This is a genomic window from Streptomyces caelestis, assembly GCF_001279005.1.
Lineage (GTDB): Bacteria > Actinomycetota > Actinomycetes > Streptomycetales > Streptomycetaceae > Streptomyces > Streptomyces heliomycini.
The window spans coordinates 13,659-29,981 of record NZ_LGCN01000243.1 but is presented as its reverse complement, the minus strand read 5'-3'; the positions used below and the strand labels follow the sequence as shown (position 1 = coordinate 29,981).

At 67.8% G+C, this 16,323-nt stretch carries 15 protein-coding genes and 2 pseudogenes; 14 read left to right on the top strand and 3 right to left on the bottom strand.

Annotated features, from left to right (window positions below):
- Positions 1-251: 251 nt before the first annotated feature.
- Positions 252-695, bottom strand: a complete 444-nt coding sequence (locus ADK41_RS33130; protein WP_030836421.1) for an Rrf2 family transcriptional regulator — start codon at positions 693-695, stop codon at positions 252-254.
- A gap of 161 nt (positions 696-856) precedes the next feature.
- Between ADK41_RS33130 and ADK41_RS33125 the strand changes: the two genes are divergently transcribed.
- Positions 857-1,327, top strand: coding sequence for a nuclear transport factor 2 family protein (locus ADK41_RS33125; RefSeq protein ID WP_030836419.1), 471 nt, complete (start codon positions 857-859; stop codon positions 1,325-1,327).
- Positions 1,328-1,600: 273 nt separating this feature from the next.
- Complete coding sequence (locus ADK41_RS33120; RefSeq protein ID WP_420706789.1) at positions 1,601-2,455, top strand: ISAs1 family transposase; 855 nt, start codon at positions 1,601-1,603, stop codon at positions 2,453-2,455.
- 1,651 nt (positions 2,456-4,106) lie between these two features.
- On the opposite strand, the gene ADK41_RS33115 is transcribed toward ADK41_RS33120, so the two are convergent.
- Positions 4,107-7,142 carry an AfsR/SARP family transcriptional regulator gene (locus ADK41_RS33115; protein WP_030836416.1) on the bottom strand — a complete coding sequence of 1,012 codons (3,036 nt, stop codon included), beginning with the start codon at positions 7,140-7,142 and terminating at the stop codon, positions 4,107-4,109.
- Positions 7,143-7,545: 403 nt separating this feature from the next.
- On the opposite strand from ADK41_RS33115, the gene ADK41_RS33110 reads away from it, so the two are divergent.
- The 3 genes from ADK41_RS33110 (at position 7,546) to ADK41_RS33100 (ending at position 9,268) form a co-directional block, all read left to right on the top strand.
- Positions 7,546-8,265, top strand: coding sequence for an IS6 family transposase (locus tag ADK41_RS33110; protein WP_030836413.1), 720 nt, complete (start codon positions 7,546-7,548; stop codon positions 8,263-8,265).
- A gap of 146 nt (positions 8,266-8,411) precedes the next feature.
- Complete coding sequence (locus ADK41_RS33105) at positions 8,412-8,696, top strand: hypothetical protein (RefSeq protein ID WP_030836410.1); 285 nt, start codon at positions 8,412-8,414, stop codon at positions 8,694-8,696.
- Positions 8,697-8,788: 92 nt separating this feature from the next.
- Entirely contained in the window at positions 8,789-9,268 is a 480-nt protein-coding gene (locus tag ADK41_RS33100) for a nuclear transport factor 2 family protein (RefSeq protein ID WP_030836407.1), read from the top strand.
- 131 nt (positions 9,269-9,399) lie between these two features.
- Here ADK41_RS33100 and ADK41_RS33095 read toward each other — a convergent pair.
- Positions 9,400-9,585, bottom strand: a pseudogene (locus ADK41_RS33095) (IS256 family transposase); the annotation flags it as partial.
- Positions 9,586-9,698: 113 nt separating this feature from the next.
- On the opposite strand from ADK41_RS33095, the gene ADK41_RS44415 reads away from it, so the two are divergent.
- The 9 genes and pseudogenes from ADK41_RS44415 (at position 9,699) to ADK41_RS44410 (ending at position 16,160) form a co-directional block, all read left to right on the top strand.
- On the top strand, positions 9,699-9,965 hold the full coding sequence (locus ADK41_RS44415) for a transposase (RefSeq protein ID WP_078662219.1): 267 nt from the start codon (positions 9,699-9,701) through the stop codon (positions 9,963-9,965).
- Between the two features lie 343 nt (positions 9,966-10,308).
- Positions 10,309-11,106: a hypothetical protein gene (locus ADK41_RS33090; RefSeq protein ID WP_030836402.1), complete on the top strand. Its 798-nt coding sequence runs from the start codon at positions 10,309-10,311 to the stop codon at positions 11,104-11,106.
- A 100-nt stretch (positions 11,107-11,206) separates the two neighbouring features.
- Complete coding sequence (locus ADK41_RS33085) at positions 11,207-11,446, top strand: hypothetical protein (RefSeq protein ID WP_030836399.1); 240 nt, start codon at positions 11,207-11,209, stop codon at positions 11,444-11,446.
- Positions 11,446-11,829 (top strand): hypothetical protein, encoded by a 384-nt coding sequence (locus tag ADK41_RS33080; protein ID WP_030836397.1) that lies wholly within the window; start codon positions 11,446-11,448, stop codon positions 11,827-11,829. The genes ADK41_RS33085 and ADK41_RS33080 overlap by 1 nt, the downstream gene beginning before the upstream one ends.
- Positions 11,830-12,206: 377 nt before the next feature.
- Complete coding sequence (locus ADK41_RS33075; RefSeq protein WP_030836394.1) at positions 12,207-12,548, top strand: hypothetical protein; 342 nt, start codon at positions 12,207-12,209, stop codon at positions 12,546-12,548.
- 565 nt (positions 12,549-13,113) lie between these two features.
- Positions 13,114-13,494 (top strand): hypothetical protein, encoded by a 381-nt coding sequence (locus tag ADK41_RS33070; protein ID WP_158717732.1) that lies wholly within the window; start codon positions 13,114-13,116, stop codon positions 13,492-13,494.
- Positions 13,495-14,020: 526 nt separating this feature from the next.
- Positions 14,021-14,551, top strand: a pseudogene (locus tag ADK41_RS40275) (transposase); the annotation flags it as partial.
- 43 nt (positions 14,552-14,594) lie between these two features.
- Positions 14,595-14,843, top strand: coding sequence for a hypothetical protein (locus ADK41_RS33060; RefSeq protein WP_030836388.1), 249 nt, complete (start codon positions 14,595-14,597; stop codon positions 14,841-14,843).
- A 238-nt stretch (positions 14,844-15,081) separates the two neighbouring features.
- Positions 15,082-16,160 (top strand): IS630 family transposase gene (locus ADK41_RS44410; RefSeq protein WP_420706788.1). Its coding sequence is split into 2 segments (ribosomal slippage): positions 15,082-15,580 and positions 15,580-16,160, totalling 1,080 coding nucleotides; the frame shifts between segments, so codons are not numbered across the junction.
- The last annotated feature ends 163 nt before the right edge of the window (positions 16,161-16,323 follow it).

The following is a 16,323-nucleotide window of genomic DNA, read 5'->3' as shown; positions in this document are numbered from 1 at the left end:
TCCGCCCTCGGCCACCTCACACCGGTCGAGTTCGAACAACAACTGATCACGTCACGTACTCTGCCACTCGCCGCATGAAACCCGGTGTCCACTCCCGGGAATCAACCTCAAGCTCGGCCTGCACCCGCCGTCTGTTCCGGCGGCGGATCCAACGCGTTCGGCGCGGGATTCCATCTCCACGCTCACGTCACTCCGCCCCGGTGGGCAGAACCCACGCCGAACCCTACGGTTCGCAGGGGTCGCCCAGCTGATCAGAGAGGCTGGCGAGGTGCCGCGAGTACGTCCCTGAGCACCTTCTCGAGCGTGACGCGGGCCAGTTCGTGTCTCAGGGTCTCCTCGATGTCCTGGTAGATGCCCCGCATTGCCGGCTGGATGCCGTGACCCACCACGCATCCCTGGTCCGGGGTGGTGCGGTGCATCGCGAACAGCGGGCCGGGTTCCACTGCCTCGTACACGTCGAGCAGGGTGATCGACCCCAGCTCGCGCGCCAGTGACCAGCCCGCGCCCGCGCCCCGCCGGGACTCCACGAGCCCGGCCCTGCGCAGCTCGCCGAGCAGCCGCCTGATCACCACGGGGTTGGTGTTCGCGCTGGTCGCGATCTGCTCGGAGGTGGCGACCTCGTGACCCTGGCGCTGGTAGAGACCGATCCAGGCCAGCGCATGGGCGGCAGTGGTCAGCCTGCTGTTGGCGCTCATGATCCCTCCTCGGGTCGCAACGCTCCATGTTACGACAGCGCAGTCGTAACGGTGAAGGTTGCGACAATCCGCTGTAACGATTACAGTTACGACAGCCGGGAAGGGTCAATCAAAGACAAGCGCGGACCGTGAGCGTGTTGCGAATTCAAAGGAGAACAGGAATGGAAAGTAACGAAAAGACCATTCGCGAGGCTTACCGGCTCGCGGAAGGGAACGTTCTCGACGGTGACGGTTTCCTGGCCTTGTTCACCGAGGACGGGTCGTTCAACGACATGTCGACCTCGCAGAGTTTCCGCGAAAAGCAGATTCCTCAGGTGGTCGCGGGCCTCGCCCGCTCGTTCCCCGATGTACACCGTGAACTGCTCGAGGTACATGCGTTCGGTGATGTCGTCGCCGTCGAGTTGCGAATCCAGGGCACGCATCTCGGAGGGTTTCCGACTCCGGTCGGCGAGATCCCACCGACCGGGAACCGGATCGACGTGCCGGCGGCGGACCTCTGGTACCTCCGTGACGGAAAGATCGAAAGGTTCAATTGCTACAACTCGATGAGCGTGTGGCTTGATCAAATCGGGGTCCACCCCGACTTCAAGTCCGCAGTCGAAGCCACCGAGACAGCAGCCACGACGGCGTAACTCTGCCGGTCAGCGCCGAGTATGCGACAAGACACTCCCTTCTTCGGGCCGCATACCCGGCGCTGCTTCTTGAACAAAGTTGCTGTTCGCACCCAACCGCCGACACGACCCGGCAGGCAGGGTCTTCAAAAAGTGCCGAGGTGGGCGGTTCGCCTGCTGAGTGCCGGTTGTGGTGGCTTGTCGACTTCTGTCGACGTCCGCCCTGGACGCAGAACAGGCATGGCCGCTGGTGATCATGTGGGTGTCTAGTCCGTATGAGCACCGAGCGAGTCCATGCCTGCGCACCCATCTTCCTGCATGCCCTCATGCCTTCGGCAATTGGAGGGCGCCTCCGGCCCAGCCCCGCTGGAGGCAGCCGCTGACCTGCGGAAGTATCTGGCCACGGTGCCTGATCCACGGGCCCGTCGCGGCATCCGGTATCCGTGGACGGCCCTGCTCACCGCTGCGGCTGCCGCCGTTCTGGCCGGCGCCGCCTCGATCACGGCGATCGGTGAGTGGGTCGCCGACGCGCCGCAACGCGTCCTGGCCCTGCTCGGGTTCCGGCCCGACCCGCTGACGGGACTGTTCCGCCCGCCCCATGCCACGACCGTCCGCCTCGTCCTGGCCGCCGCCGACGGTGACGCCCTTGACCGCGCCATCGGACGCTTCCTCCAGGAACGCAAGGCCCCGGCACCGGGACGGAAGGTCATCGCCGTCGACAGCAAGACACTCCGCGGCTCCCGCACCGCCGGCCGGACGGCCACGGCCCTGATCGCCGCCATGACCCACAACGGCCAGGTCCTCGCCCAGCGGCAGATCGACGGCAAGAGCAACGAGATCCCGGCCTTCGCCCCGCTCCTGAATGACATCGACCTGACCGGCGCCGTCATCACCGCCGACGCCCTGCACACCCAGCACGACCACGCCGCCTACCTGCACGAACGCGGGGCTCACTACCTGGCCGTCGTCAAGCGGAACCATCCCGGACTCCCTGAGCGCCTCCACCGCCTTCCCTGGCGCGACATCCGCCTGGACCACATCGAGCGCACCCGGGCCCACCACCGCGACGAGATCCGCCGTCTGAAGACCGCCGCCTTCGCCCACATCGACTACCCGCACGCCCGTCAGCCCCTCCAAGCCGTGCGCTGAAGACGCGATCTGGGCACGGGCAAGCTGACGATCGAGCGGATCCACCTGGTCACGAGCCTGCCGCCCGGCGCGGCCAGTGGCAGCGAACTCACGGCCTGGATCCGCGGCCACTGGCGCATCGAGAACCAGCTCCACCACGTCCGGGACCGCACCTTTCACGAGGACGCTTCCAAGATCCGCACCCGCAACCTGCCCCACGTCATGGCCGGCCTGCGCAACCTCGCCATCGGCATCCACCGCCAGGACGCCCACACCAACATCGCCGCCGCCCTCCGCCGCACCGCCCGTGACCACCAGCGGCCCCCCACCGCCCTCGGACTGACCTGGCGAACCCGGACACAAGATCACTTCTCAAAGACCCTGGCGCACGCCCCGCCAGCGAGAAAGGGGAGGCCGGTGGCCTCCCCTTTCTGCTCGTCGGCATCAGTCCCCCCTCCGGTGCATCAACCCGGCCGAGAGGGGCTGCGGGCATCCGTGCCTTCGCTCAGGTTCAAGCGTGGGATGGACGGACGAGAGGGAATCCGTAACTTCCTGTTCCGGGAGCGCTCCTTGACGTACGGTTTGCCCGTCAAGAGGAGGGACCAGCTATTTCCGTATTCGACGAACTGCACGAACTCGGGTGCTTCGGCCCCGCGTGTCTGACTCTGACCGGCAAGCTGGTGCGGCAGGAAGCACAGCGCTTTCCCGTTCTGGCTCCGTTCGGTTCCTGGTGGGAGTGCGAGACGTGCGGGGAGCCTTCGTGCGGGCAGGGGCACTGTGGCTGCACGGTCGCCAGGAGGCGGAGCGACCGTCCCTGCAGGGAGTGCTTCATGGTCCTGGCCCCGTCCCGGTTCAAGGGTGCGAGCACGGTCTGCCGCGACTGTTCCTGACCTGATCGCAGCGAGAGTGAGGGCCGCCCGGACGATCCCGACGGTGTGACGTCAGAGGAGGGTGAGCCACCGAGTGACGGCTCCGCCCGGGGAAGGCCCCTGGCGCTGTACGGCGCTCGTCGCCCCTCACCTGAACGGACACATCTTCATGGGATACACCGAGGACATCCTCAATGACATCCGCGGCCAGATCGACGCCCACCCTGAGCCGCTGGCGCAGGCACGTGCGCGGCTGGACCTGGTCTGCTCGAGCGCGATCGGCTTCACAGGCGCGCTGCGGACCTACCGCAGTGGTTCGCTGCCCCAGCACACCTTCATCCACCCCGTCGGCGACGGTGACGGCGGAGTCGTCCTGGACCGGCGCGTGTATCCGCGGCTCGGACCGGACGGTGGCGGCGAGACGCCGACCGCGATCACCGGCGAGCTGTGCGCGCTGCTCGGCCCCGCGGTGCGCAAGGTGTGCCCGAAGGCCCGCTGCGGCACCTCCAAGCGCGGCCCGAAGATCACCTCGATCGGGTACCGGTGCCCCTTGTGCAACAGCGGCACGACCTCTACGGACAGCCCCCTCCAGCATGATCAACCAGAAGATCACCCCACCCGGCCAACCAACGTGACAGCGCCCATTGATGTCCTGCTCGCAGGTTCGTCCGTCGCAGGACTGGTCGTTGGGGGATCAAAGGGGTGGGTGCGTTCGAGGTGCTCGTTTCATCGACGGGTTGAGCGTGGCAGTGCTCCGTACCGGGGCACGATCCCTTTTTACGTCGAGGCGGGGCGCATCCGCCTCAAGGCTTACGTATCTCTTCGGCCTCCTCGCGGGAACGAGCCGCGGCCGTGTGGTCACCGGACAGGGTGTGTGCTTCGGCGAGGGCGTCCAGGCCGACGGCCAGCCACCTGCTGGAACCGATCTGTCTCCAAAGCCGGACGGCGGCTTCGGCGCGCCTGCGGGCCGGTCCCGGACGGCCCACCGCGAGTTGTGCCTCGGCGAGCGCGTACAGGGTCGCCGCTTCGCCCCAGAGATTGCCGAATTCCCGATATGTCCACAGGGTCCGGGCCAGCAGGCGGCGTCCTTCTCGGTGCTCGCCCTGGCGGACCAGGACGTCCCCGAGCCAACAGGTGGCGTGTGTGGCGCTGAGGCGGTCGCCGAGGTCCTCGCTGATCTCGGCGGCTTGCCGGTAGGCGTCGGCGGCGGCCGGGTGGTCGCCGAGTGCGCGATGGCTCTGGCCCAGGCAGCGCAGGGCCTGGGCCTCTCCCGGCCGGTAGCCCGCGGCCCGGCTGACGCGCAGGCACTTGGTGAACCGCGCGATGGCGGCTTCGACACGGCCCTGCTCGAGGTCGATGACGCCGAGGCCGTTGGTCGCGTAGACGAAACAGTTGACGTTGCCCGCCGATTCGGCGAGCTCGGCGGCCTCTTCGAAGTGGAGCACGGCGGAGGAGTACTGGCCCAGGAGCCGGTGCACATAGGCGAGCCCGGCCGTGGCGCTGGCCCGGTATGTGGGCCCCTCGCCCTCGGTGAGCAGCAGGGCCTGCTCGAAGTGGTCGAGTGCTTCCGGGTAGCGGTCGAGGATGGTGGTGAGTTCGCCGAGGCAGCGGTGGATTTTCGCGGCGCTGTGCCGGTCGCCGCTGCTGAGGGCCGCTTTGAGCGCCCGGTTCTGGAGCCTCTCCCAGTCGTCGAAGTGACTGCCGACCTGGAAGAGGGTCGTGAGGGCGGTGGCCAGTCCGGCGGCGGGTGCGACACCCTCTCTTCGGTCCAGGGCCTGTTCCGCCACGGCAATGAGGAACTGGCGTTCGTCGTTGAACCAGGCGAGCGGGTCGGCGAGCAACTGATCGGCCTCGGCGGGGGTCGGCTGCCATGAGGCCAGGTCCAGCTGCGAGATGCCCTGGAAGTCGACGCTGAGGGTGTCCGCGGCGAGGTCGGCGAGGTGCAGGCTTGCCCCGAGCAATCGGGTGAGGGCGGCCGTGCGCTCCCGCTCGGGGGTGTCCTTCTCCGCGCGTTCCCTGGCGAACAGCCGTACCAGGTCGTGAAGTTGGTATCGGATTCTGGTTGCGTTCATCGAACTGGTCTGCACCAGGTGTACTTCGACCAGGTCGTCGAGGACTGCCTCTGCCTCGGGCAGGTCGGTGTCCAGTAGCGCGGCCAGGGCCCAGGCGGCGAAGCTCGGTCCGGGCAGATGGGTGATCAGACACAGGGCGTGCTGGGTGGCCGCGGACATCTGCTGGTAGGTCAGTTGGAGACTGGCCCGTACGGCGATGTGGCCGACGGCCAGCTCGTCGAGCTTGCGCTGCTCGTCGGCGAGGGCGCGTGCCATCTTGGCCAGGGGCCAGTGCGGCCGGGCGGCCAGCCGCGCACCGGCGACCCATACCGCCAGGGGAAGGCCACCGCAGGTTTCCACGATGGAGCGGGCGGAACCGGAGTCGGCGTCGGTCCGGTCCCGGCCCAGCATCTCGCGCAGCAGGTCGAGTCCCGTCGTGGGGTCCAGTACGTCCAGGGGGAGTCGGCGGCCGTTCAGTTCCGCCATGGTCGTCCGGCTGGTGACGATAGTGGCGCAGCGTACGCCGCTGGGCAGGAGGTCGCTCACCTGGTGGGCGCTGGCGGCGTTGTCCAGGACGACGAGCGTCTGCCGTCCCGCCAGCAGGGTGCGGTAGAGGTGGACGCGGCCGGTCAGCTCAGCGGGGACGGTGCCGCCGGGGATGCCGAGTGCGCGGAGGAAGGTGCCGAGGACCGTGAACGGCTCGGCCGGATCGTCGCCGAAGCCCCGCAGGTCCGCGTGGAGCTGGCCATCGGGGAAGCGAGAGGCGAGCAGGTGCCCGGTACGTACGGCGAAGGCGGTCTTGCCCACTCCGGCAGGGCCGGTGACCAGCAGTGTCACCGGGCCGAGCCGTTCTTCGCCGAGCAGTCGGCGCGCTTCATCCGTCTCGGCGTTCCGGCCGACGAAGAGTGACAGGTCCGCCGGGAGGAGCCGGGGGGCGAGCTGGCGTGCCATGTGCGGGCCGGCGTTCGCGACCGTGCCGCTTTTGGTGGCCGGTTTCGTGGCGGTGGCGGGTTTCGTAGTGGCGGGTGGGGCGGCGGAGGGGGGCGCGGTGAGCTGTGGGTCGGCGGTGAGGATTTGTTCGTACAGCCGCCGCAGCGCCGTGCCGGGGTCGACGCCCAGTTCGTCGGCGAGTCGCCGCCGGGCACGCTGGTACACCTCCAGGGCTTCGGCCTGCCGTTCGCACCGGTACAGGGCCAGGATCAGTTGTCCGATCGCGCGTTCGTCGAGCGGATACGCCTCGGCCCGGGCGGTCAATTCGCTCACCATGGTGTCGTGTTGCGCCAGGCGCAGCCGCACGTCGGCAAGCTCCAGCTGGGCGGCCAGTCGCTCGCCGTCGAGGAGGTGGCGTTGCGCGTTGAACCACGGGGTGTCCACACCGGTGAACGCGCTGCCCCGCCACAGTGCCAGGGCTTCCCTCCACAGGGCCTCCGCTTGCCCGTCGCTGCTCGCCTGTCGGGCCTTGGCCGACAATTCGCGGAAGCGGTGTGCGTCCACCGCCGAGGGTTCGACCGCCAGTCGGTAGCCGCCGCCCCGTTCCCGTGTGATGGCCGTGCCGTCGGCAGCGAGTACGTGGCGCAGCCGGGAGAGGTATCCGTACAGCGTCCGGCGGCCGTTCGCCGTCTCGGTGTTCCCCCACACCCGGTCCACCAGAGCGTCGCCTGACACCGGCCGGTCCGCGTCGACGAGCAGCGCGGCGAGCACTCGCCGCTGCATCGCGTGCCCCACGTCGACCGGGGACCCGTCCCGCCGTACCTCGATGGTTCCTAGGATCTCGAAGCGCGTGGCCATCACACCCCCTGCGACACCCGACCGACTCTACGCCACACACTTTGGGCGCCCCCGACCTGTGGTTCCAGGCGGATTCCAGCTTTTCCGAAGGTTTTGAGAGCGGACAGCGCAAGATCCTTTTAGGCGGACAAGTCAGATCCTGCTCTGCGGACAGTTGATCTACCTTTCCATGAACCCATTCGTGTCGATTCCGAACAGGTGATCCCTCCGGGGGTTGGCTCGGTACTGCCTGGCAGCGAACCAACTCATTCCGGAGGGATCGTGAAGAAGTCTGACAGGGAGATCATGGAAATCTTCGAGGCTCTCGACGCCACCGCGTGTGCGCATTCGGCGGCTGGGCGCTGCCACGTTGGTTGGCCGGGTGGGGTGATCTTCTGGTTGATCATGCTGGAGGGGGCTGTCCGTGGGGGTCGTGTCGCTGTTGCACAAGGGGCACCGGTACCCGGTCGAGGTGATCTCCCACTGTGTGTGGGTGTACTTCCGTTTCCCGCTGTCGTTGCGCGAGGGCGAGGAGCTGATGCTCGAGGGCGGGATTGTCGTCTCCTACGAGACGGTGCGCCGCTGGTGCGCCAAGTTCGGGTCGGCCTACGCAGGCGCGCTGCGCCGCCGGCAGCCTCGGCCTGGGGACAAGTGGCACCTGGACGAGGTCTTCATCAAGATCAACGGGCGGTTGCAGTACCTGTGGCGGGCGGTCGACCAGGACGGCAGCGTCCTGGGCATCCTGGTGCAGAACCGCCGGGACAAGGCCGCGGCCAGGCGCTTCTTCCGCAGACTTCTGAAGAAGACCGGCGCGGTGCCGCGGGTGATCGTCACCGACAAGCTCCGCTCCTACGGCGCCGCCCACCAAGAGGTCATGCCCTGCGTCGAACACCGGCAGTCGAAGTACCTGAACAACCGGGCGGAGAACAGCCACCAGCCCACCAGGCAACGTGAGCGGGCGATGAAAGGCTTCCGCTCGGTGGGCGGAGCACAGCGGTTCCTTTCCGCGTTCAGCGGCATCTCAACCCACTTCCGGCCCCGCCGCCATCTGATGACCGCTGCTGCCCACCGAGCCGAGATGACCGTCCGCTTCGCAATCTGGGAGCAGATCACCGGCGTCGCCGGCCTCGCCACCGCGGCCTGAGCACAGCCCGGAACCAGGCCCCATCAGGCCGTGACGCACCATCAGAGACCGCCCGCCCAACAACGTGACAGCGCCCCCTCGAAGGCCAGGTCACCGCAGCGGCCAAGGGCAACCACGGGGGACGGCCGAAGGTCATCGATGACGACATGCTCACCTTCGCCGTTGCACTCAAGGACAAAGGTGTCCCGGTCGCCGAGATCGCGAAGAAGCTGACCATCAAGACCGGCAAGAACGCGGGCAAGCACCCCTCGGTCGCCTCGCTCTACCGGGCGCTCGCCGAAGCCGAGGCCGCCGCGGTGGACGACGGCCTGCCGCTGCGGCCCAAGCACGTCCGCATCCGCCGGCTCGAGGACCTGCTTACCCACGAGGAGATCGGCCTCCGCGAACGACTCCAGTCCCAACCTCACCCGAGCATGGAGATCCGCAGCTAGAGACCATGATCAATCTCAGTGCCAACAGCTGTACCGATGCTTCCCAAGGCCGGTATTGACCTCAAGTGCGCTTGAGGAAGGAGTCTGCCGCTATGGACACCAACGAGATGCAACGACAGCTGCAGGCCCTGACCGACCGCGCTGAGATCACCGACCTGCTGGACCGCTACCTGCGTTCCCTGGACGACGGGGTCTTCGACGAGGAATGGGCTCGCGCGTTCCACACCGAAGACGTCACCGCAGAAATGCCCATCGGCACCGTCCGTGGCCGCGATGCCCTACTGGCCCGTATCCGGCGAGGAATGGCGCTGTTCGACCGAACCGTACATCTCGGCGCCAACGCCATCATCGAGATCGACGGAGCCCGGGCCATTGCCCGTTTCGCTCAGCTGAGCACTCACGTCCTGGCAGATGGCTCAGGCAGCGTCTTCATCTCCGCCGGCCATGCCGACACCCACCTGGTCAGGACGGCTGGCGGCTGGCGGATCTCCGCCTCGACACTGCGGGTGGCGTGGACCCAGGGCTCCCCTCCGCAACTGCCGGAAGAATTGGCCCCGGCCTCCTCAGCCTAGGACCGCGCGAGTATGCGCGATTACGTGCGGAGCCAGAGGATGAGCGGGGTCTGGCAAACGAGCGGTGCAACTGGGGTGGTCGTTACTGGCCGGCCGCCGACAGACGGCCGTCGAAGGTGATGTCGAAGGCGTTCAGCGCGGTCTTCCAGCAGCCGCTTGGTCAGCTGCTGCAGCAGCCCGCCCTCACCGGTCAGCTGCAGGCCCTCGGCCTGGGCCCGGCTCACCAGCTCGTCGATCAGCTGGTCGTCCATGGCCTTCGCCGACACAGCCTTTGTGGGCTCGACGGCCTCGGATTCGGACACGTTCTCACTGGTCATCGATGCATCTTCCATGGTCTGGAGTTACACCGAACGTCTTACAGTCCCGAAGCTTCCCCTTGATGCTGGGCACCTGGAGAGTGGACGTGAGGTTCCAGAGGAAGTAGTGCCAGGTGGGAAGCAAGAGCAACCGCAGCAGGCGGTACACGGAGGAGTTCAAGCGGGACGCGGTCGCACTGGTCCGCTCCTCCGGCAGGACTGTCACCGAGGCGGCCCGGGAGCTCGGGGTCAGCGCCGAAGGGCTGCGGAACTGGGTCCGGCAGGATCAGGCCGACCGCGGTCAGCACGTCACTCGGAATCCCCGTGGTTGCGTGTCGCCATGCGCAGCAGTTCATGTTGCCGCCGCTGCTGCGGATGCCTGCTGTCGGCACCGGGCGTAAGGCAGCGGCTCCTGGGGCGGAGCGGGGAGCGGAAGCCGGCCCTGCCTGATTCTTCGTGCCTTCGGTGCTCGTGGGAAGCCCGCTGGCTCCCGCTACTCCAAGGCGCTCCTGCAGGTGCTCGCTCGTTTTCCTGGGTGCGCGGCCCGCTGGGTGACAGGCGGTGGAGCGCGGGGCGGGGGTGTCGCTGGGGACCGTGGGACGGTACGGGAGCCGGGGGCTGCCTGCGGTCGACCGCGTCTGAGCTCGTCGCTGACACCCGCGCCGCCAACAATGCGTGCGGCGGGTGGCACGACTGGGCCGTCCCGCCGCTCCAGTGTCAGTGCCGCATGCCACACTGCGGGCCATGTCGCTCGCTGATCTCACTCTCGACCTGTGGCGGACCTTCGACGTGGTCACCGCCCGGCAGATCGCCCGGAATGCCGCTGACCACGTGGGCGGTCGAGTGTCACTCGTCGAGGCCACGGAACACCTCGGTGCCCCGCTGCACCGCGTCCGGATCGAGCAGGATGGGCAGGAGTTCGCCCTGATACCCGGAGGCCAGGTGTCCCTGGGTTTCGACGTCGACACCTGGAAACCGACCGCGCAGCAGGCCGCCGACTACGCCGAGAGCCTGGAACAGGGCTACGGTTACGGGCCCGATCTGCGGACCCACCTCGAGCGGATCCTCAGCGCTCGCCGCAGCGTTCACCTGGCCACCGTCCTCATGGCCGTGGAGGACGAGAACCTGACCGAACCTCCGGCCGACATGCCTGCTGCCCTCTCCGTCCGTGGTCTGCGGATGCCGAGCTCCGACGAGTGGGAACACGCCTGCGGCGCCGGGTCGAGCACCCTGTTCCGGTGGGGCGACGACTGTCCCCTCGACCGCATCCCTTATGGAGACGACACCGGCCCCCACAACGAGCTGAACGCCTTCGGCCTGCGCATCGCCTACGACACCTACCGCGCCGAGCTGACCAGCGATGTCACCGCGGTTCACGGCGGCGACGGGGGTGAGTCGGTGTGCGGCGGCTACGGCCACCTGCTGGCCTGGCTTCCCCTGGCGACCGCCAACCGTAACCCTGACATGGCCGAGTTCGTGCACGGACCGGACGGAGAGGGCATGTACGAAAACTTCTCCACGCGACCGGTGCTCACGCTCTGAGCGACCGCGCGCGGACGGACCGATCGACAACCGCCTCGCAGCTGATGGGGCAGACTCGCTTCTGCTTCCTCGACAGGCACCAAGTAGGTACCATGTTGGTATGCCGTCACTGAATGTGTCCTTCACCGAGGAAGAAATGGAAGGCGTGCGCGCTGCTGCCGCCGCTGAGGGCAAGAGCCTCAAGCAGTACCTGCACGACCTGGGCGTGCGCGAGATGCACCGTAAGCGGTTCGTGGCGGGCGCTACGTCCTGGGCGGACAGGCTGCGCGAGGAGTTCGACGCGGCGTTCCCGGACGAGATTCCTCCCTCCGAGCGCGACCGGGGAGCCACTGCCGCCTGATGAGCGAGACCCTGTACGTAGACGTCTCCTGGCTCCTGGACGTTCAGGACATCGCCCTCGGTCACGACGACGTGTCCGTCACCGACTACTCGGCCCTTGTCGCGGCCGTCGCCCGCCACAAGACCCGCACGCCGACGCTTGCCGAGTCCAACCCCGACGCCGCATGGCGTGCTGCCGCGCTCCTGCACACCATCGTGCGGCTCGAACCGCTCCCCCACCGCAACAGCCTCTTCGCCGCCTTCGTCACCACCCAATACCTCGACCAGTCCGGTGAAGGCATCGACCCGCCCTATGGAGCGCTGTCCGACCTGATCAGAAAGGCCCGCGAGACCCGGCTGAAGATCTACGACATCGCAGACACACTCCGCTCCTGGCGTATCTGAACGGCCGGCACCGCCGGCGGACGAGCAACGCCCGCACCGCCTCACCGGTCCCCTCCCTACGGGAAGGCGGGAGCAGTCAGTACGCTGGAGTCCTGCCTGGGGAAGTACCCGCGCCAGGTCGCGGCGTATGCGTTCGGCTTCGCCGTGTACCTGAGCGGAGACATCTCCGCGCCCGGCGGCAGCGTCCGCTGACTCAACGACCACGATCCGGACCGCCCGAGCGCACCCCGTCGCCGCGCGCGTGAGTTTGAATCGGTTGCCCGACACCCGCGGGCGCCTTCCGGTCGGTCGGAGAGACGGGGTTCGTCAGCGGCATCTGGTGAACTGGGCGCGGCAGAGCCGAGGATGCTTTTGGCTGGGTCGGAGGGGTGGGGGGCGTGGACACCGAGATGTTCTTCAGCCGCAGGGACGGCTGGGTCGCGCCATGGGTGCTCGATGTCAAGACGGTCGAGTCGCTGCGGTTCGGCCCTCCGGCCGGCCGAACGGATCTGGAGGTCGCCATCGCGCTGCCCCGGCTGCTGGACAACGACTTCGTCTCCTACGGCACCGACGGCCAGGGCAGGCGCCTGGACGACGAGTACGTCCCCGTCGTCATGAAAGCCCACCGCACCGTCCTGGAGCACATCGCGTTGAAGCCGCCTGTCCGACCGTTTCGGACGTTCGACGGGCCACGCGGTTTTGGCACCTACTGGCGCGCCAACGGGATGAGCGGCAGCTGACAAGCGAGGCGGAACTGCGTCGAGCAGATGATGTGCGAGCCGCCCGGCCACTCCGAAGGAGGCCATCCCCACGGATGCGGGGAGCGGAGTCCTTGCCCTTGGGCTGAGCGGGCGTCTTGGGGCCATCCCTGCGGGTGTGGGGAGCAGGCCTTCAGGATCGGCACCATCAGGTTCTTGTCGGGACAAAACGCTCTTTAACTGATCATTTGAAATGAGAGTTTCCCGGCCGGGCAGTCTCATTCTGGGAGGGTCAGCCATGTCTCAGGACGCATCCGACTCGCTCCCGTGGCGTACCTACGGCCCGTCATACCTGGCGGGACGGAGTGATGCGACCCCCTCCGGGTCGGCGGCCCGGTCATTTCGAGCATCCTCATGCTGTGGCGAGCACGACTCGGGAGACGCGTTCTGCGCCGAAGCGGCGCGGCGGACTCCCCTTCGCGCGCCAGCCACCCAGGACAGAAGGAAGCCCATGCCGAGATTCCGGATGACGTTGAGCCACAGGGGCGCCAGCTCCGCGGTGTCGGACTCCGCCTCCCACAGGAGCATCGGCACTACCGCGATGAAGATGCCCGAGGCCAGCGCGATCCGCCTGGCTGTCGCCAACCGCCTTCGTCCCTGGGCCGTGTTGGGCGAGAAGGCGCGGCCGCACAGCCAGCCCGCGACCACCGCCGCGACGAAAAACGAAACAATGATGGACAGGTACGGCCGCTCACCGTCCTCCGATATCAGCGAGGCGAGAATCATGACGGTGGACAGAAGGCCGAAGCATCCCCACGCGCCACAGGCCGCGCTTGCCTCCGTTGGCTCGGCCGACGTGGTCGTCGAAGCCCTCGGTGAGGGGGACCGCGTACTGTCCGACGTCGGTCGCGTCGGGATGCCGCGCGTCGATCCTGTGGAACGTTCCGGCCTGCGCACGGCGAGTGAGGGCTTCCGCCCGGTCCAGTAGGTCCGGGTGTGCCGACGTACGTACGTCGTTCTCCCGTTGGACAGGCGGCGCTTGTGGCCGCGTACCGACACGGGGGTCCTGCGTTTTCTCGCCACTCGGTTCTCCCCGGGCCGGACCATGGTCACGGCTCCCGGTGGAGCCGTTCCTCCCAAGAGATACTTTATATTGCAACGACTTCGGAGGTATCCGCAGGTCATGCCCTGTCCAGCACGTCCGTGAGGCCGTCCGAGCTGCAGGGAGCCAGGGGTTGAGGAGCGTTTGTCCGCGCGGCCGCCTCCTGCCAACACTCATGCAGCCGAAAGCGGGAGCATGAGCGGCTCGATGGACAACAGCAGCAGCGCACCGGACTTCGAGGAGTTCGTCAAAGGGTGCGGCTCGAAGTTGCTGCATACCACGTAGCTGCTGACCGGCGCCGCGCACCTGGCCGAGGACCTGCTGCAGACCGCTGGACCTGGCTGGTCGTCGCCGCTCACACCCAGCTTCGCCTGGCCCAACACTTTCCCTGGCGAGCTCGTGCACGGTAGGTGACCTTCCCGTCGAGATCCTCGGCCGACTCCGTTCAGATCGGGTGATGCGGCGTCCTGCGCCCTCCCGCAAAGAGTTCGGCCCGGCCGACCCCAAGGGCGGCCGGCCGCCCAAGCACGGTGGCGAGTTCGTCTTCGGCGACCCGACAACCTGGGGTACTGAGCAGGCCGTGACAACCACGGACACCCGGCTCCACGGGAAGGCAACCGCGCAGGCGTGGGACCGGCTGCATCCACGGCTGACCCGTCGCCCCTGGGAAAAGCCGGCTCCGCCGAACAGACCTACACCCGCCCGCATCCGGCGCGGGTTCAGGAACCTGCGCACGAAGACCGGCTCCCCGGCCAGTGCACCGAAACCGTCCCGACCCGGGCCAGGGCGACCACTGGACTCGAAGAACCGCCGCCCGGCCACCCGCCACGACGTGGGCCGCGTCCTGGCGACCGGCGACGCATACAGCCGCCCCGCCCACCACAAGAAGGACACCAAGCCCCGTCGTTCAAGCGGCACTGACAGTGCAGACAGAGCCTCGTAGGCTGCTCTGACGCAGGACGGCGTGATCTTCAGCGGGGGTCCTCATGACAGGCGGCAACAAGTCCGGCACGGATATCGGTGACGGTCACATCGGACTGGCCGTGACGATCATTGCCTTGATCGTCATCGCTATTGCCTCGGGTCCTCAGTGGGCTTTGATCGTCGCGGGATGCTTCATCGCCTGGTTCGTCCTGGCGTTGATCGTCATCCATATCAGGGGCGGACGAGGCGGAGAGGCACTTGGGCGGGCCTACGTCGCCACCTTCTGGTGGGGCGACTACATCAATCCCTGATGGAGTTGAACGACAAGGTCAGCGCCTGTTTATGAGCTGAGCATGACATGATCACGTGGTGTCTGGGCGTTTGCCCAGCTCAGAATTCGAACGGCGCGGTTTGGGCCCTGGCGTGGCGCTCGCCCGGGATGCCAGGGCCTTCTACCCGCACAGAACGGCGGTTACTGGCTTCGGCTCGTCAGGGTGAATCTTTGCGAAGCCTCTGATGGGTGTAGGTGGGCGGCTGTATCCGTGTGGTGTGAGATATGCGGATGGGGGCGGGCTGCCCCCTGCGGGACGTCGGCGCCGTGAGTCAGTACGGATGCAGGCGGCCGAGTGGTTCGAGCAGGAGATCAAGCCGTCGGAGGTCGCACGGCGGCTGCAGGTGAGCGTGAAGTCGGCTTACCACTGGCACCAGTTGTGGCGGGATGGCGGTCGTGAAGCTCTTGCTTTCCGCGGCCCGGGCGGATCCCGTTGCCGGCTGTCCCCGCGCTGCCTGGAGAAACTGGCTGCGTACCTCGATGAGGGCCCGGCTGCCCACGGCTGGGTGGAGGACCAGGTGTGGACCGCATCGAGGGTGACCACGCTGATCGGCAGGAAGTTCCACATCTCCTACAGCGTCTCCGGCGCCACGAGGCTGATGCACCGGCTCGGCTTCAGCCCGCAGGTCCCCGCACCCAGGGTCGCCGAGCGCGACGAGCAGGCCGTGACCGCGTGGAAGGAGGGGACCTGGGCGGAGGTAAAAGGGCCCAGGCGGTCTGCGGGGGCTACATCTGCTTCGAGGAAGAAGCAGGGTTCACCCGGAAGCCGCCCCGGGGACGAACCTGGGGCCGGCGAGGGCGCACCCCGGTCGTGACCGTCAGCGGGCGCCGCTCGGGGCGTCTGTCGGTGGCCGGGCTGATCGCGATACGGCCGGGCCCGCGCACCCGGCTGTGCCACCGTCTGCGCACTCACCGAGCGGGCAGCAGCGCACGCCGCAGCATGGGCGAGCGGGACTTCATCGCGCTCGTCGACAGCGTCCACCAGCTCGTCAAGGCGCCGATCGTGCTGGTCTGGGACCGGCTGAACACCCACGTCTCCCACGCCATGCGCGAGCTGATCGCCAAGCGTGAGTGGCTGACGGTGTCCCTGCTGCCCGCCTACTCGCCCGGCCTCAACCCCGTCGAGGGGGTGTGGGCACACGTCAAACGCAGCCTGGCCAACCTCGCCGCCCTCGCGCTCGACCGGCTCGAAGCCCTCGTCCGTAACCGGCTCAAGCGCCTTCGGTACCGGCCCGGCACCCTCGACGGCTTCATAGCCGGCACCGGCCTGACCTTCGACGAACCCACGTCACCTTGACCAGTCGAAGTCAGTAATGGGCAGTGATGCGGGGCATCGCCAGGCCCACCCCGGTCCGTTGAGTCCCTGGAAGAGACCGCGGGCCCCGCATCACTCGTGGCGCTGGTCGGTTCCGGAGAAGCCGTACACACCCCCTGGGACCGGATCCCTTGGTCAAGAGCCG

What these genes read in the sequence shown, in the direction of transcription:
- ADK41_RS33100 (WP_030836407.1), top strand. Translation starts at nt 8,789, where the DNA reads ATGGACACCAACGAGATGCAACGACAGCTGCAGGCCCTGACCGACCGC.
- ADK41_RS33070 (WP_158717732.1), top strand. Translation starts at nt 13,114, where the DNA reads ATGCCCGAGGCCAGCGCGATCCGCCTGGCTGTCGCCAACCGCCTTCGT.
- ADK41_RS33090 (WP_030836402.1), top strand. Translation starts at nt 10,309, where the DNA reads ATGTCGCTCGCTGATCTCACTCTCGACCTGTGGCGGACCTTCGACGTG.
- ADK41_RS33105 (WP_030836410.1), top strand. Translation starts at nt 8,412, where the DNA reads ATGCTCACCTTCGCCGTTGCACTCAAGGACAAAGGTGTCCCGGTCGCC.
- ADK41_RS33085 (WP_030836399.1), top strand. Translation starts at nt 11,207, where the DNA reads ATGCCGTCACTGAATGTGTCCTTCACCGAGGAAGAAATGGAAGGCGTG.
- ADK41_RS33130 (WP_030836421.1), bottom strand. Translation starts at nt 695, where the DNA reads ATGAGCGCCAACAGCAGGCTGACCACTGCCGCCCATGCGCTGGCCTGG.
- ADK41_RS33060 (WP_030836388.1), top strand. Translation starts at nt 14,595, where the DNA reads ATGACAGGCGGCAACAAGTCCGGCACGGATATCGGTGACGGTCACATC.
- ADK41_RS33115 (WP_030836416.1), bottom strand. Translation starts at nt 7,142, where the DNA reads ATGGCCACGCGCTTCGAGATCCTAGGAACCATCGAGGTACGGCGGGAC.
- ADK41_RS33125 (WP_030836419.1), top strand. Translation starts at nt 857, where the DNA reads ATGGAAAGTAACGAAAAGACCATTCGCGAGGCTTACCGGCTCGCGGAA.
- ADK41_RS33120 (WP_420706789.1), top strand. Translation starts at nt 1,601, where the DNA reads ATGCCTGCGCACCCATCTTCCTGCATGCCCTCATGCCTTCGGCAATTG.
- ADK41_RS33080 (WP_030836397.1), top strand. Translation starts at nt 11,446, where the DNA reads ATGAGCGAGACCCTGTACGTAGACGTCTCCTGGCTCCTGGACGTTCAG.